Consider the following 23,700-nt stretch of genomic DNA (forward strand, 5'->3'; position numbering starts at 1 on the left):
ATGGCGAAGACAGTACAGTTCTGGTTCGAATTCGCCTCGACCTATTCCTACCTCAGCGCAATGCGGATCGAAGCGGCCGCAGAAGAAATGGGCGTTGCCGTAGAATGGCACCCTTTCTTACTGGGTCCGATTTTCGCGGATCAGGGTTGGCGCACCTCACCTTTCAACTTGTATCCGGCCAAGGGGCGGTACATGTGGCGCGATATGGAACGTCTGTGTGAAGCGCGGGGACTGCCTTTTTCAAAGCCTGATCCGTTTCCGCAGAATTCGCTCAAGGCAGCGCGTCTGGTTCTGGCCATTGAAGATCACAAGGAACGGGCGGCGTTTGTTCGGGCTGTCTACAGCGCCGAATTCGGCGCCAGGCAGGATATCTCAGAGGACAGCGTTCTGACCTCCTGTCTCAGCGAGGCAGCGTTGTGCAGCAGCGTGATGAACCGCGCAGGGGACACGGACATAAAAGAGGCCCTGTTCGAACAATCTGCCCGTGCCAAGGTGCTTGGCCTGTTTGGTGCACCAAGTTTTCTGGCCGGGGGGGAGTTGTTCTGGGGCGATGACCGTCTGGATGACGCACTTGAATACGCCTCGACAATTTAGAATCGTTCCAAATCTTGACTTCCAGTACGCCTGCGCGCATATCAGAAGCACATCAGACGGAGCGCCCTCATGTTCATCCAGACCGAATCCACCCCCAATCCGGCCACGTTGAAATTCCTGCCCGGCCAAACGGTGCTGGAAGCTGGAACAGCGGATTTCCCAACTGCGGAAGCGGGCGAAAAATCCCCGCTGGCCAAGCGCATATTTGCAGTCAACGGTGTGACCGGCGTGTTCTTTGGCAATGATTTTGTCACCGTTACCAAAACGGACGACGTTCAGTGGGATCACATCAAACCGGCCATTCTTGGTGCGGTGATGGAGCATTATCAATCCGGCCAACCCGTTATGGGCGCAGATGCCGCCGGAGCATCGGGCCATGCCGAGCACTCTGGCGAAGACGCTGAAATCGTAAACCAGATCAAGGATTTGCTGGACAGTCGCGTACGCCCTGCGGTGGCTCAGGATGGGGGAGACATCACGTTCCACGGTTTTGATCGCGGCGTGGTCTATCTGCACATGCAGGGGGCCTGCGCAGGCTGCCCGTCGTCGACATTGACCCTGAAGATGGGTATCGAAAACCTTCTGCGTCATTACATTCCGGAAGTGACCGAGGTTCGCCCTGTTGCCGTCTAACCCGACGATTCTGGCATTTGACACATCGGCCGCGCATTGCGCGGCCGCTTTGTTGCGCGATGGCAAGATCGTGACGTCCCGTGCCGAAGCAATGTCTCGCGGCCAGGCCGAGCGATTGATTCCGCTGTTGGAAGACGTTCTGGCAGAAACCGGATGTGATTGGGCTGGTCTGGACGCAATCGGCGTTGGGATAGGGCCCGGTAATTTCACCGGCATCCGCATTTCGGTCTCGGCCGCGCGGGGTCTTGCGCTTGGGCTTGAAATCCCTGCGGTCGGGGTTTCCGGTTTTGATGCCCTGCGTGAGCTGGCGGAAGAAGGGCAGATACCGGCGATCCCTGCCCCGCGCGACCAGGTTTATGTGAAAATGCCCCGTGCCGATCCTTGTCTCTTGCCCAGGGCCGAAGCAGAACTTGGCGGGCCGTTGTTTTCCTGCTCTGACCCAGCCTTGCAGGCACAAGCCATCGCCCTTCTGGCCGCGCAGCGCTGGGACAGTGTCAGTTCGCCTCCGGCACCTTTGTACGTGAGGTCTGCGGACGCGGCCCCTTCCCGCGATACACCCCCTGTACTGCTGGACAAATGACACCGCACGAGATGGCAACGATTCACGCCGCTGCGTTCTCACAATCGCGCGGCTGGACAGAAGGTGAATTCACCGCTCTTCTCGAAAACCGCTTTACTCATTCCATCGGAGATTCCCGGTGTTTTGCCCTGTTTCAGGTGATTGCGGGCGAAGCCGAGTTGCTGACTATTGCGACCCATCCCTCGTTTCAAAGGCAGGGCCTGGCACTTCGACTCATGCACGAATGGCATGATCAGGCGATCGATTTTCAGGCGACACGTGCCTTTCTGGATGTTGCAACCGACAACATTGCCGCCATTTCCCTGTACAGTCGATGCGGATATCGGCAGTGCGGGTTGCGCAAGGAGTATTATGCGCGAGAAAAGGGCCAAAAAGTTGATGCACTTGTAATGGAATGCTGCCTGCCCCAACGGCAATCTCCCGTTTTTTAGACCATTTGGTCAGAATTCAGTTGACCATGGTGGTTGCAAACCCCCTTAATACCCGCCATCACAACAGTTATGCTCGCTAAAAGTGGGTGAACGGGGCTAATCTGACCCTGTGCCAACAAAATAAACTGGGAGACTGAAATGACCCTGATGAAATCCTTGATGGGTGCTGCCGCTGCGGTCGCAATGTCAGCTGGAGCGGCTCTGGCCGAGCCGGCGGTAATCTTTGACCTGGGTGGCAAGTTCGACAAGTCCTTCAACGAAGCCGCCTATAACGGCGCGCAGCGCTGGGCCAACGAAACCGGCGGCAAGTATCTGGAAATCGAAATTCAGGCAGAACCGCAGCGCGAACAGGCTCTGCGCCGTTTTGCGGAATCCGGCGCAAATCCGATCATCACCATGGGGTTCGGAATCGCTGACGCCCTGGCCGCTGTTGCAAGTGATTACCCTGACACCAAATTCGTCGCTGTTGACGTGACTTGGCTGGACACACCAAACATCCGCCAGATTGGCTTTGCCGAGCACGAAGGATCTTACCTGGTCGGCATGATGGCTGCCATGGCGTCGAAAACCGGCACCGTTGGTTTCATCGGAGGCATGGACATCCCGTTGATTCGCCATTTCGGCTGCGGCTATGCTCAGGGCGCAAAGGCTGTGAACCCGGACATCAACGTTGTCGCCAACATGACTGGCACGACTCCTGCTGCCTGGAACGATCCGGTAAAAGGCTCAGAACTTACAAAAGCACAGATCAGCCAGGGCGCTGATGTGATTTACGCCGCGGCCGGCGGAACCGGCGTTGGCGTTCTGCAGACTGCGGCTGACGAAGGCATCCTGTCGATTGGTGTGGACAGCAACCAGAATCACCTGCATCCCGGCAAAGTGCTGACTTCGATGCTGAAGCGTGTGGACGTTGCTGTTTATGAAGCGATGAAGGCGGGTGATGGTGTCGAAACCGGTGTATTCATCATGGGTCTGGCTGAAGACGGTGTTGGCGTTGCCATGGACGAAAACAACAAGGAACTTGTTTCAGTTCGCATGAGCGACGCTGTCGACGAAGCCCGCAAGGGTATCATCAACGGCGATATCAATGTTGTAAGCTACTACGAGAACGACAGCTGCCCGGCACTGCAGTTCTGATTACCTGCGGGGCGGGAGGACGCCTTCCGCCTCGCCACCCACTTCGCCATCCGAGCGGACAGCCGGATGGGTTTCTCGGCAGTTGAGGGCAAGACATGACCGTCCCAGCCATTGAGCTCAAAGGGATATCCAAAGCCTTTGGGCCAGTTCAGGCCAACAAAGACATCTCGATCAGTGTTGCACCCGGTACGATCCATGGGATTATCGGTGAAAACGGCGCAGGCAAATCCACGTTGATGAGCATCCTCTTCGGCTTTTACAAAGCCGACAAAGGTGAGATTTGGATCAATGGCACCAAGACCGACATCCCTGACAGCCAGGCGGCCATTGCCTCGGGCATCGGGATGGTGTTCCAGCATTTCAAACTGGTGGAAAACTTCACCGTCCTGGAAAACATCGTTCTGGGTGCCGAGGATGGCGGGCTGCTGGCCCCGTCACTGGCAAAAGCCCGCAAAGAGCTGAAAGAGCTCGAGGAAGAATACGAACTGTTCGTCGATCCCGACAAGCGCATCGACGAGATCGGCGTGGGGATGCAGCAGCGGGTCGAGATCCTGAAGGCGCTGTACCGCAAGGCCGAAATACTGATTCTGGACGAACCGACCGGCGTGTTGACCCCAGCCGAAGCCGATCAGTTGTTCCGCATCCTCGATCGACTGAGGTCCGAAGGCAAAACGGTCATCGTGATCACCCACAAACTGCGCGAAATCATGGAAAACACCGACACGGTGTCGGTTATGCGGCGCGGGCAAATGACGGCGACTGTCAAAACATCCGAGACCAGTCCCGAGGAGCTGGCAGAACTGATGGTCGGCCGCAAGGTCCTGCTACAAGTCGACAAGGTACCTGCGACGCCCGGCAAACCCATCCTCGAGATCGAAAATCTCAGCGTTTTCGATTCGGCCGGCGTTGAACGGGTCAAGAGTATCGACCTGACCGTACGCGCAGGTGAGATCGTCGGCATCGCCGGCGTGGCCGGCAATGGTCAATCCGAACTGCTGGAAGTTCTTGGCGGAATGCGTCCGGGACAGGGCACGATCAAACTGAACGGCGAGCCGCTGGCACTGAGTGGTGCAGGATCAGATGGTCAGGCCCGTCGCGCGCAACACATCGCCCACGTGCCCGAAGACCGGCAGCGGGAAGGCCTAATCATGGATTTCCACGCATGGGAAAACGTGGCCTTCGGGTATCACCGCGACCCGGCCTATAAACGCGGTATCTTTATGGACAACGCGGCGTTGCGTGCCGATACCGAAGCCAAGATCGAGAAATTCGACGTCCGTCCACCCAATCCATGGTTGGCAGCCAAGAGTTTCTCGGGCGGCAACCAGCAGAAAATCGTTGTTGCACGCGAGATTGAACGCAACCCTGACCTGCTGCTGGTCGGCCAACCCACGCGTGGCGTGGACATCGGTGCCATCGAGTTCATTCACAAACAGATTGTTGCGCTGCGCGATCAGGGCAAGGCTATCCTGCTAGTATCGGTCGAACTGGAAGAAATCTTCTCGCTCTCGGACCGGATCGCGGTGATGTTTGACGGACATATCATGGGAGAACGCCTGCCCCATGAAACAGATGAAAAAGAGCTGGGCCTGCTGATGGCCGGTGTTGCGGGAGAGGCCGCGTAACATGGAAAAAATGCCTAAATGGGCGGATGTCATTCTGATCCCGCTGATCAGTTTGATACTGGCCGCAATCCTTTCGGCGCTGGTCATTCTCGCCATCGGCGAAAACCCTGTCGAAGCGGTCAAACTGATGGTCACTGGTGCGCTGGGATCGACCTATGGCTGGGGCTATACGCTCTATTATGCAACGAACTTCATGTTTACCGGTCTGGCAGTGGCGGTCGCCTTCCACGCCCGTATGTTCAACATCGGGGGCGAAGGTCAGGCGATGCTGGGCGGGCTGGGCGTGGCCATGGTCTGTCTGTATGTCGATTGGCCGCATTGGAGCATTGCCTTGCTTGCAGCCTGCGCAGCGTCGATGCTGTTCGGCGCGCTATGGGCGGCAATTCCAGCCTATCTTCAGGCAAAGCGTGGCAGCCACATCGTGATCACCACGATCATGTTCAACTTCATCGCCGCTGCTTTCCTGAATTACATGCTGGTCAATGTCATGCGCCCCCAAGGGTCGCAGGATCCGGCCACCGCGCGGTTCTCTGAAAGCGTGCATCTGCCGTCTTTCCAGGAGATGTTCTCAACCGCAGAGAACGTTGTTTTCCGAGGTGCACCGGCGAATATAACCTTCTTCATCGCGTTGCTTGCCTGCGTCGTTGTCTGGGCACTGATCTGGCGCACGCGTCTGGGTTATGAAATCCGGGCTTACGGCCATTCCGAGACCGGCGCGGTTTATGCCGGTATTTCACCTGTGCGTATCACGATTGTTGCGATGCTGATTTCCGGCGGGCTGGCGGGGCTTATGGCCATCAACAATGTCATGGGCGAAGCTGAGCGACTGGTAATGAACTCGACCGAGGGCGCGGGTTTCATTGGCATCGCCGTGGCGCTGATGGGGCGGTCACATCCGTTCGGTGTGTTTCTGGCCGCGCTCTTGTTCGGGTTTCTGTATCAGGGTGGCGCCGAGCTGGCGCTGTGGGCTTCGATCCCGCGGGAACTGATCGTGGTTATTCAGGCACTGGTCATCCTGTTCACCGGTGCATTGGATAACATGGTGCGAATGCCGCTTGAAAAACTGTTTCTTGGTATGCGGAAGAGGGCTGAGTGATGGAAATCTTCGTTACCCTCATTCAGGTTCTGGATTCGACCATTCGCCTGTCTACGCCGCTGCTGCTTGCCTGTCTGGCCGGTCTTTTTTCGGAGCGAGCCGGTATCTTCGACATCGGCCTTGAAGGCAAGATGTTGATGGCAGCGTTCTTTTCTGCTGCCATCGCTGCTGTCACAGGGTCGGTTTGGCTGGGCCTGCTGGCTGGTATCGCGTCCTCGTTGTTGCTGTCGGGTCTGCATGGGCTGGCATCGATCACCTTCCGGGGCAACCAACTGATATCGGGTGTGGCCATTAACTTTCTTGCCTCGGGTCTGACTGTTCTGGTCGCCCAAAGCTGGTTTCAGCAGGGTGGGCGGACACCATCGCTGTTTGGCGGTGGGCGGTTCGAACCGATCAACTTCCCCTTCGCCGAGTCCCTCAGCGATGTGCCGATTGTCGGCCCCATCTACTCCGAATTGCTCTCGGGCCACTCGATCCTGGTTTATGTCGCGTTCCTGATGGTTCCAGGCACTTGGTGGATTCTATATCGCACCCGGTTCGGTCTGCGCCTGCGGGCCGTAGGTGAAAACCCTGCGGCGGTGGACACTGCTGGTGTCTCAGTGGTCGGCCTGCGGTTCGCTGCTGTCGCCATCTGTGGCGTGCTGTGCGGTATTGCAGGCGCCTATCTGGCCACAGCCTTGCAGGCCGGGTTTGTCAAAGAAATGACCGCCGGTCGTGGCTTTATCGCATTGGCTGCCCTGATCTTTGCCAAGTGGCGCCCGTGGCATGCCATGTGGGCCTGCTTGCTGTTTGGTCTGTTGCAAGCGGTCGCGCTGCGGTTCCAGAACATCGACCTGGGTGGTATTGTGATTCCCGTGCAGGTGATGGACGCCCTGCCCTACATCCTGACGGTGGTGATTCTGGCCGGTTTTGTCGGCAAAGCCATTCCACCTCGGGCGGGTGGAGAACCCTACGTAAAAGAACGCTGATAAGGCCAGTTGTGAACTGAGTTTCAGTCCTGTTCGCTGCAGAGCGGCATGCAGAGTTGATTTTGCATGCCGCAACCGTTCTAAGAGGGTATGCACGTATACCTTCCCATAGCAGAAGTTTCTGTCAGCCCATTCCTGCTTTTGGGGATCGGCGGGGCTGTCGGCATTCTGTCCGGCATGTTCGGGGTCGGAGGTGGATTTTTGATCACTCCGTTGCTGTTCATTATCGGCATACCCCCTGCGGTTGCTGTGGCAACATCAGCCAATCAGGTTGTTGCCTCGTCTATTTCGGGTTTGTTGGCGCATCTCAGACGCAAGACAGTGGACCTTAAAATGGGAAGCGTTCTGCTGGCCGGAGGGTTGTTTGGTGCGGCTCTTGGGATGGTTGTTTTCAATTTCCTCAAGCATCTCGGACAGGTCGATCTGGCGGTACAGCTTTGCTATGTCGTGTTTTTGGGGGCCATCGGGACCCTGATGTTCATCGAAAGCCTGGCGGCGATCCGAAAGGTCAGCCAGTCAGGCAATGAACCTGCCCCCAAGCGACGCCAGCGAACCTGGGTTCATGCCCTCCCGTTCAAGACGCGGTTCCCGGCATCGGGCCTTTACATCTCGGTCATACCCCCGGCGCTGGTCGGATTTGGCGTTGGTGTTCTGTCGGCGATCATGGGAGTCGGCGGTGGGTTCATCATCGTGCCCGCAATGATCTATGTCCTTGGTATCCCGACAAAAGTGGTAATTGGGACATCCCTGTTCCAGATTATTTTCGTCGCCGGGTTCACAACGATGATACATGCGTCGACCAACTACAGTGTCGACGTGGTCCTCGCCCTGTTCCTGTTGCTCGGCGGTGTTCTGGGTGCGCAATTCGGGACTCAGATCGGCGCACGCCTGAAAGCCGAACAGTTGCGTATTCTATTAGCGCTTCTTGTTATGGGCGTTGCGGGGAAGATCGGGTTTGACCTTCTGTTACCGCCGGGAGAGATCTTTTCTCTGGCAGAACCCGGGGGGGTATGATGTGTTTGACCCGCAGCACACGACAATAACCACACTTGAATTCGCAACCATTAACAGGCAAGCCACGCGCATACGCAAAGTGACGGTATCATGTATATTTACCTGCCCATAGCCGAAGTCTCGGTGAACGCATTTCTACTCCTTGGTCTGGGCGGCATGGTCGGCATCCTATCCGGAATGTTCGGTGTCGGTGGCGGCTTTTTGATGACCCCGCTGCTTTTCTTCATCGGCATTCCCCCGGCAGTGGCTGTTGCAACTGAGGCCAATCAGATTGTCGCATCGTCCTTTTCCGGTGTTCTGGCGCATTTTCGACGAAAAACCGTGGACTTCAAAATGGGAACGGTGCTGCTGACCGGCGGTTTGATCGGGGCCGCTTTGGGTGTGGTTGTTTTCAACTACCTCAAAAGCCTGGGTCAGGTCGATCTGCTGGTGACGCTTTGTTACGTTGTTTTTCTCGGCGTCATTGGCAGCCTGATGTTCATCGAAAGCCTCAGGGCGCTGCGCAAAGCCAAGAAGGGCGGCGCGGCCCCAGCCAAACGCCGACAGCGTGGCTGGGTTCACGCCATGCCCTTCAAAATGCGTTTCCGCACTTCAGGCCTGTATATCTCGGTCATTCCACCGGCTTTGGTTGGTCTGTGCGTTGGGGTTTTGTCCGCGATCATGGGTGTCGGCGGTGGCTTCATCATGGTCCCTGCCATGATCTATTTACTCGGTATGCCGACCAAGGTTGTTGTCGGCACGTCGCTGTTTCAGATCATCTTTGTGACAGCCTTCACCACAATGTTGCACGCCACCACCAACTATACGGTTGATGTTGTTCTGGCGGTCTTGTTGCTGGTAGGCGGCGTCATTGGCGCCCAGATCGGAACCGTGATCGGAGCGCGGATGCCGGCGGAACAATTGCGCGTGTTGCTGGCTGCGCTGGTTCTGGTCGTATGCGGCAAGCTGGCACTTGATCTGCTTCTTGAACCCGCCGAGCTCTACTCGCTTGGCAATGGCGGAGGGCACTGAGGATGCTGCGTTCATTAACTGCCGCCCTATGCTTGTTCTGCACGCCCGCTTTGGCAGCGGAAGAGCAGGTTGTCCTTGGTCTCAGCCAGGACCGGGTTGCCATCACCGCTACATTCGACGGATCGGAACTTCTGATTTTTGGGGCCATCAAACGGGAAACCCCAATCCCTTCCGGCCCACCAGTTGAAGTCATCGTCGCAGTTGCGGGTCCGTCCGAACCTGTCACCGTGCGACGCAAGGAACGCAAACTTGGGATTTGGGTGAACACCGACAGCGTTCTGGTCGACCTTGCACCCAGCTTTTATGCTGTTGCGACCAGCGGGCCCTTCGACGAAATCCTGTCCGACACCGAGGACCTGCGCTACCGGATTTCCATCGAACGCGCGATCCGCTCAGTCGGTGCCGCGATGCACATCCGGGGCGCACAGGACTTTGCAGATGCCGTGATTAGGATTCGTGAGAACGAACACCTTTATTCCATCCGCGAAGAGACCGTGGCAGTGGATGAACAGACCTTGTTCCGTACTTCAATCGACATGCCTGCAGACCTGACGGAAGGCGATTATGCCGCCCGGATATTCCTGACCCGGGGCGGAGAGGTCGTCTCGCAATATGAAGCGATCATTGATGTCCGGAAAGTTGGCTTGGAGCGTTTTTTGTACAATATGTCCCGCCAACAGCCCGTTTGGTACGGCCTGATGTCGCTGGTCATAGCGATTGCGGCAGGCTGGGGAGCCTCAACAGCCTTCCGGCTGTTGCGTGAAAAATAACGGTCAACCTCGGCCGATATAGGGCATGGTCGTGGCCATGACGGTCATGAATTGCACGTTGGCCTCGGGCGGCAGGCTTGCCATATGCAGGACCGAGCGCGCGGCGTCTTCCACAGCCATCGTCGGGTCTGGTGTCTCGCCAGCGGCTTGCGCAGCATCCACAAGGCCTTGCACCATCTGCGTGCGCACGTTTCCGATGTCGATCTGCCCGCAGGCAATTCCAAAGGGTCGCCCATCCAGCGAAAGGCTGCGCGTCAGCCCTGTAATGGCGTTCTTTGTGGCCGAATAGTGCACCGAATTCGGGCGTGGAACATGCGCGGCTATAGAGCCGTTGTTTATGATCCGCCCGCCTTGCGGGTTTTGGTAGCGCATGAATCTGAAGGCTTCGCGAGCGCACAAGAACATGCCGTTCAGGTTCACGTTGACGCTTTGGTACCAATCGTCCAAAGCGATCTCGTCAATCGTGCCGCCCGGTGCAAATATCCCGGCGTTGTTGAACAGAACATCCAGCCGCCCCGTGCGGTCCACGAAGGACCGGAAAGCCCGTTCGACCGCATCCGGGTCGGTCACATCCGCAGGCAGAACAACAACCGCCTGATGCTCCTTTGCCAGAGTTTCCAGCTTTTCCTTGCCGCGGGCCAAAAGCCCAACCGTCCACCCTTCGGACAAGAACAGCCGGGCTGTTGCAAGGCCAATACCGGAACTGGCACCCGTTACGATGATGGATTTCATGTCTCTTCCACTTCCAATGTCAGCGAAGCGGCCGGGATCGCCCGCAAATCGTCCACACGCAGGGGGTGCGTAGGTTTTGACAGGCGATTGCGCACCACCCAGATCAAACGTTCCTGCGCGCGCGTGATCGCGACATATGCCAAACGTTTCCACAATGGCTGACCGGCCTCGGTCCGGCCCATGCGAGCGGCGGCATAGAGATCCGGAGCGAACACCTGAACCGTATCCCATTGGGACCCTTGCGCCTTGTGGATCGTAACGGCCGCCCCGTGCAAAAAGGTCGCCCCCATGCGGGCAGCGTAGGGAATAAAAGGCTCTTCCTCGTCGGGTTTTTCGATCTGAACGATCGAGGCGGCACTGACCTGAGGGTCTTCGGCCCCAATCACATGCAGGCGTGAAAAACCCGGTTTCCGACCGGGCCCGAGATATACGACCTGAGCCCCCTTGATCAGCCCGCGCGCCTCAAGATCCAGCCGTTTCTTGCGATGTTTCATGGGCAACTCAATCCCATCACAAATGAGCGGTTCACCGGCCAGCAGTTCCGTATCCGGCGCACCGTGAACTTGCCTGAAAGCCTGTATCAATCGAATGCGAGTGGCGTTGCGCCAGACAAGAACCGGGCTTCGAGCCATCAAATCCACTTCAACCCGCTGGCCCCAGACAACCCGGTCATCCCGACGAGCGGATTCTTCTATCAGTCGTTCGAATCCCTCGAAGCCCATTGCCGGATCGGCCAGCGCATGCGCAAGATCCAGAATTGGATTGTCCGCATCCTGGCGGTGCACCCGCTGGAGTGCCAGCTTCCTGGGCTCGGGCAAAGCCTCGAACACCATGCTACCGGACTGATTAACCGGAGCCAGCTGAGCCGGATCCCCAAACAACAGAAGGGTCGGGAAAATCTCCTTGAGATCGTCGAACTGACGGTCATCCAGCATCGACGCCTCATCGACCAACCCGATATCCAGCGGCTCATCACGGCGCTTCCACCCTGTGATGAAATCCGATCCTCGCAATCCAGCGGCGGCCAACGCCCCGGGGATCGATTTGTTGTTTTGATAAAAAGCAGCCGCACGATCCAAGGCTTCATCTGTCAAACCTTCGATATTGGGGCGTTCGTCATTGCCGGCCAACCATTCGGCAATACGCTCGTATTCCGGATCATAGACCGGCGTGTACAATATGCGGTGAATCGTGGTCGCAGGCACGCCGCGCAATCGCAGAACGCTTGCAGCCTTGTTCGTCGGTGCCAGGATGGCAAGGCTGCGCTTGTCTTTCGATTTGCGGCTTTCATAATCGCCGGACACGATCTGAACACCCGTCTCTGCCAGTGCCTTGTACAGCTCGGCCAACAGCAGCGTTTTGCCCGAACCTGCTTTGCCGATTACGGCCATCACACCGGATTTTCCTGTGCCCGGCAGTTTCAGAAGGGCATCATCTTCCAGATCAACACCTGCCGATCGCAGCATCTCGGCGATGCTGTCAAACGCGGCGGCCTGATCTTCAGAGAAAGTCACATTCGGCAAAGACATGGCGCGACCCTACAGGGCCGCGCCAGCCATCACCAGATGTGGATTTGCGTTTTCCGGCACTTAAGCGGACAGGGCGAACCGGTGCTGTTTCCTGGGGCCAAATGCGGTCCTGAACCACATCCGCGACAGGTCGCGCGGGATGCCCGCACGCTCGGCCACTCGGTTGCAGTCGCCCGCTGAATAGGGCCACAAGCCGACCGAAATCTGATCGCGCCCGCTGCCCTGGGTTCCCAGAACCTCGGGCGACGACCCGATCAGGCGATAGATTCTGATCATGCGGGCATCGAATACGCCAGCAATATGAGTCAGGCCGAAGCCTTCCATCATTTCGCCTCCGCTCAGCATGATGGCGCCGGCAGTATGCGGGCTGGTTGTTCGCGACAGGCAGAACCGGGTCACCTCCCAGATCAGAGGGCTGCAAATCGGCTTGCCGCCATTCAGATGGCCAAAAACCTCATTGATCATGACCCGACCTGTTGTGGGCAATACCCGCATCGACCCTCCGTGGCTGCCATCCGGCTCTTCCCAGATGACATAAAGCGGATTGAGATCATCGTATTCGTCCCGCTCTTCCCCTTTCTCGTTTACGTGGACATCCCACCCCAACCGGGTCTTGAACTGATCCGCGCGATCTTTGAACATCCCCTCTGCCAGAATCGGAAATCTGTGTAACTCATCGGCATATAGATAACGCAACATGACTTGTTCCCCTTGTCGTCCTGTGCAGGAACGAAGGGAGTACAGAGTCGTGGTTAATTTTGCGTTTGGAGGCCGTTCAGCCCTTAAACCACTATTAATCCTCGGCTTAGTGCCGTGGCGATTGCGTGGGTTGTGTTATGAGCGCCTAGTTTCGACCGTGCACTTTCAATGTAAACGCGTAACGTGTGTTCGGAAATCGTCAGGGAATGGGCCACTTGGGCCCGGCTGTACCCCAACGCCAAAAGTGTGATCGCGTCTATTTCCCTTGGTGACAAGCTGCGTGGGCAGTCCGGTTGCCTGTCTTTTTCAAACTCCAGCGCCTTGCGATTTATGTAATGTGCAACAAGAATCAAATCACGCCCGTAAGTCGAGATAAAGCTTTTCCAGGTTGGATCATCACAACTGTGGTTGACCGTAAACAGGGCGAACTGACCATTTGGACCCCGAATTGGGATGGAATACCCCTGATTGCCAACGCCATGGTTTTGCGCATCCAGAAGGAAGGATTTTGCCACTTTGCTGGACCAATCCAGCGACTTCCAGTCAACCGGGTGAAATCGCTGGAAACACCCCAAGATGACGGGGTCGATGCGGTGATAGTTTTTTTCTCTATAGCGCTCATCCCAGGCGTCTGAATAGGTGGTGTAGCCGTATTGATCTCCGGCACCGTCAACCCAGTGATACGTCAGGTGCTCGACCTTCAATGCGTCCCGCAGACGCTCAGCTACTGCGCTGAGTTCTTCAAGCGTGTTGGTGTTTTCCAAATCCTGCAGGATTTGACTCAAATCGACCTTTGTTGCCATCCGCGGGCGCCCGTGCCTCGTTCTTAAAGGACGCAATCTCGGCCGCCGCGATCAGTCTTGTGTCATCAAGCTGCTCTGCAAGCGCGCTCAACCCATTCGCAACGGCGAAAGCATTGAGGTCCGACAATACGTCCAATATCCACTCATTTTGCGCCATCAGGGTCTCTCTGAAACAGTTAACGAAGGGTTAACACAACCATAACATGTATGATCTTTTTTGGCCTATTCACCGGTTTCTACTCCCCAAAAATAGCGATGGAAAAAAACACAAGCATTAGAAAGTTCATCAAAGGGCTCAATAACGCGAAACACCCGCGAACCGAAAAGGCGATTCACGGGTGCTTTTTGTCTACAACCCTTACGGGCGATCACCCTGCGTCCAGGACTTCCTCGAGAGTGCGCAGACCGGTGCGGGGAGCCTGCACGAGAACGGACATGTTGCCCGGCTTGTGCTCGTTCCGAAGCATTTTCATGTGCGCCTCCGGCAGGTCGTTCCATGCGAACACCTCGGACATGCAGGGGTCCAGACGACGTTCTACCATCAGCTTGTTCGCAGCTGCCGCCTGTTTCAGGTGGGCAAAGTGTGAGCCCTGCAAACGCTTCTGGTGCATCCACATGTAGCGTACGTCAAACGTGCAGTTGAAACCCGAGGTGCCGGCGCAAATCACGACCATACCGCCTTTTTTGACCACGAAGGTCGACACAGGGAAAGTGCTTTCGCCTGGGTGCTCGAACACCATATCAACATTGTTGCCCTTGCCGGTTATGTCCCAGATCGCCTTGCCGAACTTGCGGGCCTCTTTGAACCACTCGGCGTATTCCGGCGTATTGACTGTGGGCAGCTGACCCCAGCAGTTGAAGTCCCGTCGGTTCAGAACACCCTTGGCCCCCAGACCCATAACAAAATCACGTTTGCTTTCGTCCGAGATCACTCCGATCGCATTCGCGCCTGCGGTATTGATCAACTGAATCGCGTAAGAGCCCAAGCCACCCGACGCACCCCAGACCAGGACGTTCTGACCCGGTTTCAGATCGTGCGGCTCGTGGCCAAACAGCATCCGGTACGCGGTTGCCAGCGTCAGGGTGTAGCACGCCGCTTCTTCCCATGTCAGATGCTTGGGGCGCGGCATAAGCTGCTGTGCCTGCACGCGGGTGAACTGGCTGAAAGAGCCATCAGGTGTTTCATAACCCCAAATCCGCTGGCTGGGCGAATACATCGGATCGCCGCCGTTGCATTCCTCGTCGTCGCCATCGTCCTGGTTGCAGTGGATCACTACCTCATCGCCGACTTTCCAGCGCTTTACCTTGTCACCAACGGCCCAAACGATGCCCGACGCATCCGAACCGGCAATGTGGTAAGGTGCCTTGTGACCATCAAACGGGCTGATCGGCTGCCCCAGAGCAGCCCAGACGCCGTTATAATTGACCCCAGCGGCCATAACCAGAACCAGCACTTCGGTGCTGTCCAAGGCCGGAACATCGACAACTTCCTGCTGCATGGCCGTGTTCGGCTCGCCATGACGTTCCTTACGGATGGCCCAAGCATACATTTGCTTTGGGACATATCCCATGGGTGGGATTTCACCCATTTCATACAAATCTTTTTCGGGTGCCTCGTACGACGCGATACCACTTTCGGTGTCCAAAGCCATGCTGGCCTCCTCTTTTCAGTACCTTTGCCGCGACGCAGAATCGCGCGCTTCACAGAATGAAATATTGGCCGCTGCGAAATATTGCAACTGTTTTTGGCTTCACTTTGAAATTTTATGACCCAGCGAGTGCAGAAAGTTATTTCGCGAATGCAGAAATATCGCTCCCCGAACCAGCCGGAACGGATGCTGCATAATAGTCTAGAAGATCGCTTCGCTGACCTGATACCGTCAGCATGTTCCCCTGTCGGCTCAGAATCCGGCGTTCAACCAATTGATCCAAAGCAATTGATATGGCCTGCGAATTATCCTCTGTCTGCGGGTCATCGCGTTCCATCATCTGTTGGATACGTGACAGCACGTCTTCTTCGGGCATTGGCCCGTTGTCGCGCACCAGCAAACAGGCCGCTGGTGCCGGCACCAGCGGAATAGCATGCTGGATACGCTGCATCAGCGCCCGAGCCAAATCAGTCATCATGTCGTCGCTGCCCTCAGCCCGGAAGTCCTTCAGAGAGATCGGCCTCCCGTACCGGACGGACGCCAGACCGAACCGCTTGTATCGGCCGATCAAACGACGCCAGAACTGTTTCAATACCCAGCGCGTGATGACGCCGATCCGCGCGCGAAATCGCCGTTCTGTGCCAAGCGCCGCCCGGGTCAGGATAGTGTCTTCCAACACACGGTCGTAATTCAGTGCCACCGGAACAAACACTACATCACGTCCCTGTGGCGCTGCTCCATCCATAATATATTTGAGCAGCCCAAGCTTTGGGCGGGCAATGGCCCCGGTCAGGCTCAGCCCGCCTTCTGGAAACATGGCTTGGGTCACGCCGGCCTCGGTTGCGTGGCGCACATAAGTGGACAGAACCTGACGATAGAGCTCGTTGCCGGACTTACGCCGGATGAAGTAAGCCCCCATCGCCCGAATCAATCGGCTCAGCGGCCAGACCCGCGCCCACTCTCCTACTGCATAGGACAACGCAGAGTGATGGGCGGCAAGATACGTGACCAATACGTAATCCATGTTGCTCCGGTGGTTCATGACAAAGACAATGGTTGCTTCAGGGTCGATGGTCTTGACGGTTTCTTCGTCTTGATAGCTAAGCCGCACCTCGTAGAATGTGTTGCTCAGCAGCCGGGCCAGTCGAATCGCAAAGCTGAAATAGGCGAAGGCCGAAAAGGATGGCACGATCTCACGGGCATAGCGGCGCGCCTGCTCCGAGGCGACAGCCTCGGGCATACCAGTTTCGCGAGCATGTTGCTGAACCGCCTGACCGACCTGCGGATCATAAATCAATCGCTGAATCATGTCATGTCGACGCGCCAGCTTGAAGGGCTGGATCGGGCGTTGAAGGCGCTGGTTCAGGCGTGCCACCGCGCGCTCCAGCCTCCGGCGGAAAAACCAGCGGACAGACGGGAACAGGAAATGCGATGCGAAAGTGACCATGGCAAAGACCACGATCAGCACGAAAAGCCAAAGCGGAAGTTCCACGGTTTGCGTCATGGCTGCACATTGCCACCAATCTCACTGACCCACAATCTGAACAATTGCGACATGCCGCAACGCAGCGAATTGACATATCCCGAAAATTGCGCTTTAGAACCTCAAGACGTAATTTTATTGCCCACTGAAACGCGAGGCCCCGCAATGACGCAGACGCAGAAAGATCGCCCCTGGCTCATCCGAACCTACGCTGGTCATTCCACGGCCAAAGCCTCGAACGCGCTCTATCGGGGAAACCTTGCGAAAGGCCAAACCGGTCTCTCCGTTGCCTTCGATCTGCCGACACAAACAGGTTATGACAGCGACCACACATTGGCGCGCGGTGAAGTCGGCAAGGTGGGTGTACCAGTCTGCCATCTGGGTGACATGCGAGTTCTGTTCGACCAGATACCCTTGGAACAGATGAACACCTCAATGACCATCAATGCCACTGCCCCATGGCTTTTGGCGCTGTATATCGCCGTCGCGGAAGAGCAAGGCGCGGATGTGTCGAAACTGCAGGGCACAGTTCAAAACGACCTCATCAAGGAATACTTGAGCCGCGGCACTTATGTTTGCCCGCCAAAGCCGTCACTTAAGATGATCGCGGACGTGGCCGAGTATTGCTACACCAATGCTCCGAAATGGAACCCGATGAACGTGTGCTCGTATCACCTGCAAGAGGCGGGTGCGACGCCAGAGCAGGAACTGGCCTATGCGCTGGCCACGGCCATCGCCGTTCTGGACGAATTGCGCCCACGAGTACCTGCCGAGGATTTCCCCGCACTCTGCGGCCGCATTTCCTTTTTTGTGAATGCTGGTATCCGCTTTGTCACCGAAATGTGCAAAATGCGCGCGTTCGTTGATCTTTGGGATGAAATACTGCAACAGCGTTATGGCGTAGAGAATCCGAAATTCCGTCGATTCCGCTATGGCGTGCAGGTGAACTCTCTGGGGCTGACCGAGCAACAGCCGGAAAACAACGTCTACCGCATCCTGATCGAGATGTTGGCCGTAACCCTTTCGAAGAATGCGCGCGCCCGTGCGGTGCAGTTGCCCGCCTGGAACGAGGCGCTGGGTCTGCCGCGCCCATGGGACCAGCAGTGGTCGATGCGGATGCAGCAAATCCTAGCCTACGAAACCGATCTGCTGGAATACGATGACCTGTTCGATGGCAACCCCGCTGTTGATGCCAAGGTGCAAGAGCTGAAAGAAGGCGCGCGGGCCGAATTGGCCAATCTGGATTCGATGGGCGGCGCAGTCGCTTCGATCGAATACATGAAGTCCCGACTGGTGGATTCCAACGCTGAACGCCTGAACCGGATCGAGCGCAACGAAACCGTTGTTGTCGGTGTGAACAAATGGATCGAAGGCGAGGCATCGCCCCTGCAGACCGAAGACGGTGGCATCATGGTTGTTGATCCTGCTGTGGAACAAGAACAGATCGACCGCCTGAATACGTGGCGCACAGAGCGGGACGAAGCGGCCGTAGCGGCCACCCTGGCTGCGCTGCGCGAAGCAGCACGGACCGGGGCAAACATCATGGAACCCTCCATCGCCGCCGCAAAGGCAGGCGTGACAACGGGCGAATGGGCCGAAGAGATGCGAAAGGTATACGGAACCTATCGCGGCCCAACCGGCGTTTCGGGGTCCGTTTCGAACAAGACCGAAGGGCTGGACGACCTGCGTGCCGCCGTTGATGCCGTCAGCGACAAGCTGGGCCGCCGCCTGAAGTTCCTGGTAGGCAAACCCGGACTGGACGGCCATTCCAACGGTGCCGAACAGATCGCCTTCCGTGCCCGCGATTGCGGTATGGACATCAGCTATGATGGCATTCGCCTGACACCCGAAGAAATCGTTGCGGCCGCCCGCGAAGATGACGCGCATGTCATTGGATTGTCGATCCTGTCCGGTAGCCACCTGCCGCTGGTCAAAGACGTCATGGAACGTCTACGACAGGCGGGGTTGTCTCATATCCCAGTCGTAGTTGGTGGCATTATTCCGGACGAAGATGCCGAAAAACTGAAAACCATGGGTGTTGCCAAGGTCTACACCCCGAAAAACTTCGAACTCAATTCGATAATGGGCGATATTGTTACTCTGGCAGATCCTAAGAACCTCGCAGCAGAGTAATTAAGGTTAAAGGCACTTTTTCTCCTGTTTCAGTCCCTGAAATATTCGGGATGGAATAAGCTGATTTTTGGAATTACGGTGCGCGCTCATGTGCACCGTAATTATTATCTAATGGAGAAGACTGATGGGGATCAATCTTGAGCAAATGTCACGTAAAGACCTTTTGGCTCTGCGTGATGACGTTGAAAAAGCTTTGATAAAGGCAGAAAAGCGCGAACGTCAGGAAGCATTGAAAGCCGCAGAAAAGGCCGCGGCAGAATTTGGCTTCTCTTTGTCTGAACTGTCCGGAGAAGCACCGCGCAGTTTGAAGCCAACAAAAACAAAGGCAAAATACCGCAATCCGGAAAATCCCGATCAAACCTGGACCGGCCGCGGCCGCAAACCTCAATGGGTGCATGACGCGCTGACGGCAGGAGCAGATATTTCGGAATTGGAAATTTAATCTGAGTGTTTTGGAAAAATGACAATTCACATTGGCGCCGAAAAAGGCGAAATAGCTGAAACCGTTCTTTTGCCTGGTGATCCGTACCGGGCAAAATGGGCAGCCGAGACGTTTTTGGTCGATGTTAAACAGGTCAATAGCGTTCGAGGAATGCTTGGCTTTACAGGGAACTGGAAGGGAAATCCCGTAACAATACAGGGAAGTGGCATGGGAATGCCGTCTCTTTCAATTTACGTGAACGAGTTGATCCGCGATTACGATGCAAAAACCCTGATCCGCATTGGCTCGTGCGGGGGGATGCAGGACAGCGTCAAAATTCGTGATGTTATTCTGGCCATGACATCAACCACGCTGAGCACACCGTCGCGCGGCATCATGAAAGAGCTCAACTTTGCGCCCTGCGCCGATTGGGAGCTGCTGCAAGCTGCCGCCACAGCGGCTGCCGCCAAAGGGACGCCAACCCATGTTGGTGGAATTTACTCGTCAGATGTCTTTTATGACGAGCGTCCGGATCTCAACGAACAAATGGTGCGTCACGGCATTCTGGGGGTCGAGATGGAAGCAGCCGAACTGTATATTCTGGCCGCGCGTCATAAGTGCAGGGCGTTGGCTGTACTTACGATTTCGGATCACTTGTTGACCGGAGAGGCTCTGCCATCCTCAGAACGTGAAAGCAGCTTTGGCGATATGGTCGAGATCGCACTTCAGGCCGCATTCCCGAACAGCTGACAAAGCGCAGGTACCGAATATTGGTGCCTGCCAATCCTAACGCCCGTGCGAGCGATCATAACCGTTGCTCGCGGGGCTTCCCCACCCCTCCAAATCGCCTCTAGCCGGCGCAAAAACCTCGACCAGCAAGGGGTAGCACGCAGCTGTGTCCGAGGAATGCTCGGATGAACAATCCCCACCCGGACAGGCGCTGAGATTGCCCAGCAGATCAATCTCGGCAAAGAACTCCAGAAAATCTCCGGGACGTACGGGTGAGGCTTTCATGAAGTACTGACCAGTGTCGCGGGTGAAACCAGTGCACATGAAGACATTCAGAACGTCGTGCACCGCAGGCTCGGCTTCGATCAGCGGAATATTTAGGTGATCCGCAAGCGCGCGGGTCAGGTTGGAGTGGCAGCAATGGTGGTATTGCGTGCCGGACAAAAGGTTGCCCGTATACGGATCGCATCGCGTGCCGATGACGTCATGAACCGACCCCCCATAGGTATCGATCCCGTACCACTCCAGCGTATCCGCAATAATCGTGGCCATCGGGCGCAGATGAGGGAAACTGGACCACATCCGCTCTCCGGTGGTCAGATGCGTGCCATGCAGCGCCCGGGTTTTTCCGGAATAGAAGCGTTCCGACAAGTCGTTTAGGTTCCAGACGTTCAGATCGCCAACCTGCGGCCCCTCGACGGAAGTGATGCGAAAGAAATGGCCGGCAGGCACTTCAAAACAACGCGCATCACGTGGCGGCACCAGCACTTCGCCCGTTTTGCTTGCACGTTCGCGAAGGGACCTCATCCAGCGCACATCGGGTCGCGGCAATGCCTCGTTCGGGTAACAGATGACAGGGGCCACCGCGCGACGGGATTCGGCATCTTCGGGAGGATGGATAGTGTTTTCTGAAACGGTCATGCCGGGCAGAGTGGCGCATTATTCAGCCCGCGAAAAGCACTATCTTTCAGGGATCACGCGCCCTCAAACACCGCAAAGGTTGGTCCAGTGCAGTGATTTCGGCACCGCAGAAGCTGCACCGCCAGATGCCGTGTCTCTTGTCCTGCCGCCACCTACACTCACGTGTCAGCCCGGAATGGCGCGAGCGCCAGAGGAAATAGGCAAACACGCCGGCCACCAGAAGAAGCAGAAGAACAGGCATCCCTCTGCTTTGCCGATAAACCGTCAGTTTTCAAGTCTTGCCGCCCGTATCAGGCTGCGTTTGCGTATTCGAACAGCTCTGGTTCCTTGTCAGCCTTGGCAGGTTCGGGCGTGTAATAGGCCCATGCCTGTTCAAGCAGGTACAGCGCTTCTTGGGCGTCGGTTTTCTGTTTGAATGTGTCTTTGCTCATTGGAGTGATCCTGATTAAAGCTCATCACTCCTCCCTGCCCAAAAAAATATAGCAATGCAGCCGGGGCTGCATCGCCTAATTTTGCAAGATGGACATGCGAAAATCGCAAATCGCGCCCGTGATTAAACCGCGCGCTCAACCATCATCTTCTTAATCTCGGCAATCGCCTTGGCTGGATTCAGACCTTTCGGACAGGTCTTGGCACAGTTCATGATTGTGTGACAGCGGTAGAGCTTGAACGGATCTTCCAGCTCATCCAGACGTTCACCCGTCGCCTCATCCCGGCTGTCGATGATCCAGCGATAGGCGTGCAGCAAGGCTGCGGGGCCAAGGTAGCGATCGCCGTTCCACCAGTAGCTGGGGCATGAAGTCGAGCAGCTGGCGCACATCACACATTCATAAAGACCGTCCAGCTTCTTGCGGTCTTCGATGGACTGCTTCCATTCCTTCGCAGGGCGATTGGTCTTGGTTTCCAGCCATGGCATGATGGACGCATGCTGGGCATAGAAATGGGTCAGATCAGGGATCAGGTCCTTGACCACCGGCATGTGCGGCAGAGGGTAGATTTTCACGTCGCCCTTGATCTCATCCATGCCATAGATACAGGCCAGCGTGTTGATCCCATCGATATTCATCGCGCAGGATCCACAGATGCCTTCGCGGCAAGACCGGCGGAACGTCAAGGTCGGATCAATCTCGTTTTTGATCTTGATCAGCGCGTCCAGAACCATTGGACCGCACGTATCCATATCAACGAAATACGTATCGACACGCGGGTTCTGCCCGTCATCGGGGTTCCAACGATAGATCTGGAACTTGCGCACGTTCGTGGCGCCGTCCGGCTTTGGCCAGGTCTTGCCGGTGATAATCCGGGAATTCTTGGGCAGGGTCAGTTGAACCATGTCAATTCTCCATTCAGCACAAGGCCGCCTTTCAGCCTGTCCGGGCGCTGTCAGACGCCCCTCGGTTATAATGCCCCCAATGGGCGATGTTCACGTCGAAATCCGGAGAGAGCAAATCCGCAAGGTTTTGCGGATCGTCCTGATCGATATCAAAACGCAGAAAGCGTGGGTTGTCGTCAAAGAAAGCTTCGACCTCGGAATGGTGCACATCGTACATATGTGCCCAACCCCGTTTCACCTCATCGGCCGTTTGTCCATTGGCCTTGCAGCATCGCTCAAGGTACCTACCGCCGGAATGATTGGCACGGGATGCGATCCAGTCATCGCGATTGCGCGTGTTCAGCAAGAAAAAGGCGTCCGGGTAAGCCGCGTGCAGCTCTCGAAAGAACCTCGCGCCGTCCAGCATGAAACGCGAATTGACAAAGGCGATATCGGTGAAGGCCCGGATTGCCCCGAACCCATCCAGTGGCCTGCGTCCCATGGTAATGTTTGTAACCATTCGAAGGGCAAGATTTTTTCCCTGATCATCTTCCCAATGCACCGAAGGGATCCCACTGTTCTGAAACAGCTTGTGAAACGAGGTCGTCGCACATCGGTTCAAGCCGATCAGGATTATCTTGGGATCGCTTTGCCCGGATTGGAGCTTCTCGACTGTCATTGAGAGCACCAGCAAAACATACGCCGTCGTCCGCCTGGGATCTCAGCACTACATGCGCTTTTTTGAACGTCCTTCCGGCATTTGAAAGGACCAAAAGCGGTAGGCTTGGCTTCCCGGGTCGATATGGTGCTTGTGCCAGTCACTCGTTCATCTCCGCTCGAACACTTTGAACGCGGCAAAGCTGTTCTTTGAGGCATGAGCATGCCCTTTGACGGCAAACGGGTTTTCTTCTTCACAATAGAGTTGCCAGCCGGGCATGAAGTCTTCAATCCAGGCGGAATACGGGCGATGGCGAACATGTTGATTGGAAGGGTTCTGGTCAAAATCCGACGAATAGATACAGACAAAACGCTTTGCCAGTCCGAACAGCCGCCGCATGTAGTTTTCGAAAACGCTGTCTTCTGTCAGATGATAAATTACATCCAGCGAAAGAGATACGTCATGCGGCTCAACCTCAGAATCAGCGTTTTTGAACACCCAATTGGGCCGGGATCGAAAAACTTCATTGCAGCGCCGAACGCAAAGGTCAGAGACATCCAAACCGGTATATTTCGGGATATCAAACAATTGCGCCTGATTTCCGTCGCCCGACCCCAATTCCACAACCGATTCCAGGCCTTCCATCTCGACCATCGTGTTGATGAAATTCGCTTTGTAGACAGCAAGACGCCCGTAAGACCCCGCACCCGAGGTCTTGCCGCGCTCATATCGGCGTTGCCAATAATCAGTCGAAGAAAACTCAGCCATCTCG

General features: G+C 56.3%; 25 protein-coding genes. 14 read left to right on the forward strand and 11 right to left on the reverse strand.

Features of this window, described 5'->3' with window-relative positions; genetic code table 11:
• From AC2FFA_RS12720 to AC2FFA_RS12770, 11 genes are all read left to right on the forward strand, one after another.
• On the forward strand, positions 1 to 594 hold the full coding sequence (locus tag AC2FFA_RS12720) for a 2-hydroxychromene-2-carboxylate isomerase (RefSeq protein ID WP_496851899.1): 594 nt from the start codon (positions 1 to 3) through the stop codon (positions 592 to 594).
• 69 nt (positions 595 to 663) lie between these two features.
• Entirely contained in the window at positions 664 to 1,227 is a 564-nt protein-coding gene (locus AC2FFA_RS12725; protein ID WP_299639479.1) for a NifU family protein, read from the forward strand.
• A complete protein-coding gene (gene tsaB / locus AC2FFA_RS12730; protein ID WP_496851900.1) occupies positions 1,217 to 1,807 on the forward strand; it encodes a tRNA (adenosine(37)-N6)-threonylcarbamoyltransferase complex dimerization subunit type 1 TsaB in 591 nt (196 codons plus the stop codon). The genes AC2FFA_RS12725 and tsaB overlap by 11 nt, the downstream gene beginning before the upstream one ends.
• An 11-nt stretch (positions 1,808 to 1,818) precedes the next feature.
• Positions 1,819 to 2,238 (forward strand): GNAT family N-acetyltransferase, encoded by a 420-nt coding sequence (locus tag AC2FFA_RS12735; protein ID WP_496851901.1) that lies wholly within the window; start codon positions 1,819 to 1,821, stop codon positions 2,236 to 2,238.
• A 138-nt stretch (positions 2,239 to 2,376) separates the two neighbouring features.
• Complete coding sequence (locus AC2FFA_RS12740; RefSeq protein WP_117870287.1) at positions 2,377 to 3,375, forward strand: BMP family lipoprotein; 999 nt, start codon at positions 2,377 to 2,379, stop codon at positions 3,373 to 3,375.
• 95 nt (positions 3,376 to 3,470) lie between these two features.
• Positions 3,471 to 5,000 (forward strand): ABC transporter ATP-binding protein, encoded by a 1,530-nt coding sequence (locus AC2FFA_RS12745; RefSeq protein ID WP_299899100.1) that lies wholly within the window; start codon positions 3,471 to 3,473, stop codon positions 4,998 to 5,000.
• Between the two features lies 1 nt (position 5,001).
• The gene (locus AC2FFA_RS12750) at positions 5,002 to 6,096 is read left to right on the forward strand and encodes an ABC transporter permease (protein WP_152456858.1); all 1,095 of its coding nucleotides are present in this window, start codon (positions 5,002 to 5,004) and stop codon (positions 6,094 to 6,096) included.
• Positions 6,096 to 7,064: an ABC transporter permease gene (locus AC2FFA_RS12755; protein WP_496851902.1), complete on the forward strand. Its 969-nt coding sequence runs from the start codon at positions 6,096 to 6,098 to the stop codon at positions 7,062 to 7,064. Before AC2FFA_RS12750 ends, AC2FFA_RS12755 begins: the two co-directional genes overlap by 1 nt.
• A 90-nt stretch (positions 7,065 to 7,154) precedes the next feature.
• Positions 7,155 to 8,078: a sulfite exporter TauE/SafE family protein gene (locus tag AC2FFA_RS12760; protein WP_496851903.1), complete on the forward strand. Its 924-nt coding sequence runs from the start codon at positions 7,155 to 7,157 to the stop codon at positions 8,076 to 8,078.
• 90 nt (positions 8,079 to 8,168) lie between these two features.
• Positions 8,169 to 9,089, forward strand: a complete 921-nt coding sequence (locus AC2FFA_RS12765; RefSeq protein WP_299639497.1) for a sulfite exporter TauE/SafE family protein — start codon at positions 8,169 to 8,171, stop codon at positions 9,087 to 9,089.
• Positions 9,090 to 9,091: 2 nt separating this feature from the next.
• Positions 9,092 to 9,859, forward strand: a complete 768-nt coding sequence (locus AC2FFA_RS12770) for a TIGR02186 family protein (protein WP_117870300.1) — start codon at positions 9,092 to 9,094, stop codon at positions 9,857 to 9,859.
• 3 nt (positions 9,860 to 9,862) lie between these two features.
• On the opposite strand, the gene AC2FFA_RS12775 is transcribed toward AC2FFA_RS12770, so the two are convergent.
• From AC2FFA_RS12775 to AC2FFA_RS12800, 6 genes are all read right to left on the reverse strand, one after another.
• Positions 9,863 to 10,591, reverse strand: coding sequence for an SDR family oxidoreductase (locus AC2FFA_RS12775; RefSeq protein ID WP_496851904.1), 729 nt, complete (start codon positions 10,589 to 10,591; stop codon positions 9,863 to 9,865).
• Complete coding sequence (locus tag AC2FFA_RS12780; protein WP_496851905.1) at positions 10,588 to 12,120, reverse strand: ATP-dependent DNA helicase; 1,533 nt, start codon at positions 12,118 to 12,120, stop codon at positions 10,588 to 10,590. Before AC2FFA_RS12780 ends, AC2FFA_RS12775 begins: the two co-directional genes overlap by 4 nt.
• Positions 12,121 to 12,180: 60 nt before the next feature.
• Positions 12,181 to 12,819, reverse strand: a complete 639-nt coding sequence (locus AC2FFA_RS12785; RefSeq protein WP_496851906.1) for an acyl-homoserine-lactone synthase — start codon at positions 12,817 to 12,819, stop codon at positions 12,181 to 12,183.
• An 83-nt stretch (positions 12,820 to 12,902) separates the two neighbouring features.
• Positions 12,903 to 13,622, reverse strand: coding sequence for a helix-turn-helix transcriptional regulator (locus tag AC2FFA_RS12790; RefSeq protein ID WP_117870308.1), 720 nt, complete (start codon positions 13,620 to 13,622; stop codon positions 12,903 to 12,905).
• 368 nt (positions 13,623 to 13,990) lie between these two features.
• Positions 13,991 to 15,274, reverse strand: a complete 1,284-nt coding sequence (gene ccrA, locus AC2FFA_RS12795; protein ID WP_117870312.1) for a crotonyl-CoA carboxylase/reductase — start codon at positions 15,272 to 15,274, stop codon at positions 13,991 to 13,993.
• Between the two features lie 136 nt (positions 15,275 to 15,410).
• Complete coding sequence (locus AC2FFA_RS12800) at positions 15,411 to 16,775, reverse strand: 1-acyl-sn-glycerol-3-phosphate acyltransferase (RefSeq protein WP_496851907.1); 1,365 nt, start codon at positions 16,773 to 16,775, stop codon at positions 15,411 to 15,413.
• 144 nt (positions 16,776 to 16,919) lie between these two features.
• Between AC2FFA_RS12800 and AC2FFA_RS12805 the strand changes: the two genes are divergently transcribed.
• From AC2FFA_RS12805 to deoD, 3 genes are all read left to right on the forward strand, one after another.
• Positions 16,920 to 18,887 (forward strand): protein meaA, encoded by a 1,968-nt coding sequence (locus AC2FFA_RS12805; RefSeq protein WP_496851908.1) that lies wholly within the window; start codon positions 16,920 to 16,922, stop codon positions 18,885 to 18,887.
• A 124-nt stretch (positions 18,888 to 19,011) separates the two neighbouring features.
• Positions 19,012 to 19,329, forward strand: coding sequence for an H-NS histone family protein (locus AC2FFA_RS12810; protein ID WP_117870318.1), 318 nt, complete (start codon positions 19,012 to 19,014; stop codon positions 19,327 to 19,329).
• An 18-nt stretch (positions 19,330 to 19,347) separates the two neighbouring features.
• Positions 19,348 to 20,058: a purine-nucleoside phosphorylase gene (gene deoD / locus AC2FFA_RS12815; protein ID WP_496851909.1), complete on the forward strand. Its 711-nt coding sequence runs from the start codon at positions 19,348 to 19,350 to the stop codon at positions 20,056 to 20,058.
• Positions 20,059 to 20,094: 36 nt separating this feature from the next.
• On the opposite strand, the gene AC2FFA_RS12820 is transcribed toward deoD, so the two are convergent.
• The 5 genes from AC2FFA_RS12820 to AC2FFA_RS12840 form a co-directional block, all read right to left on the reverse strand.
• Positions 20,095 to 20,958, reverse strand: a complete 864-nt coding sequence (locus AC2FFA_RS12820) for an urea carboxylase-associated family protein (protein WP_496851910.1) — start codon at positions 20,956 to 20,958, stop codon at positions 20,095 to 20,097.
• Between the two features lie 290 nt (positions 20,959 to 21,248).
• The gene (locus tag AC2FFA_RS12825; protein ID WP_299899122.1) at positions 21,249 to 21,389 is read right to left on the reverse strand and encodes a hypothetical protein; all 141 of its coding nucleotides are present in this window, start codon (positions 21,387 to 21,389) and stop codon (positions 21,249 to 21,251) included.
• 122 nt (positions 21,390 to 21,511) lie between these two features.
• Positions 21,512 to 22,291, reverse strand: a complete 780-nt coding sequence (locus tag AC2FFA_RS12830) for a succinate dehydrogenase iron-sulfur subunit (RefSeq protein WP_117870326.1) — start codon at positions 22,289 to 22,291, stop codon at positions 21,512 to 21,514.
• Positions 22,292 to 22,322: 31 nt separating this feature from the next.
• Positions 22,323 to 22,949: a sulfotransferase gene (locus AC2FFA_RS12835; RefSeq protein ID WP_496851911.1), complete on the reverse strand. Its 627-nt coding sequence runs from the start codon at positions 22,947 to 22,949 to the stop codon at positions 22,323 to 22,325.
• A 147-nt stretch (positions 22,950 to 23,096) separates the two neighbouring features.
• On the reverse strand, positions 23,097 to 23,696 hold the full coding sequence (locus tag AC2FFA_RS12840) for a class I SAM-dependent methyltransferase (RefSeq protein WP_496672303.1): 600 nt from the start codon (positions 23,694 to 23,696) through the stop codon (positions 23,097 to 23,099).
• Positions 23,697 to 23,700 lie beyond the last annotated feature (4 nt).

It is taken from the genome of Ruegeria sp. YTSB088 (genome assembly GCF_059609825.1).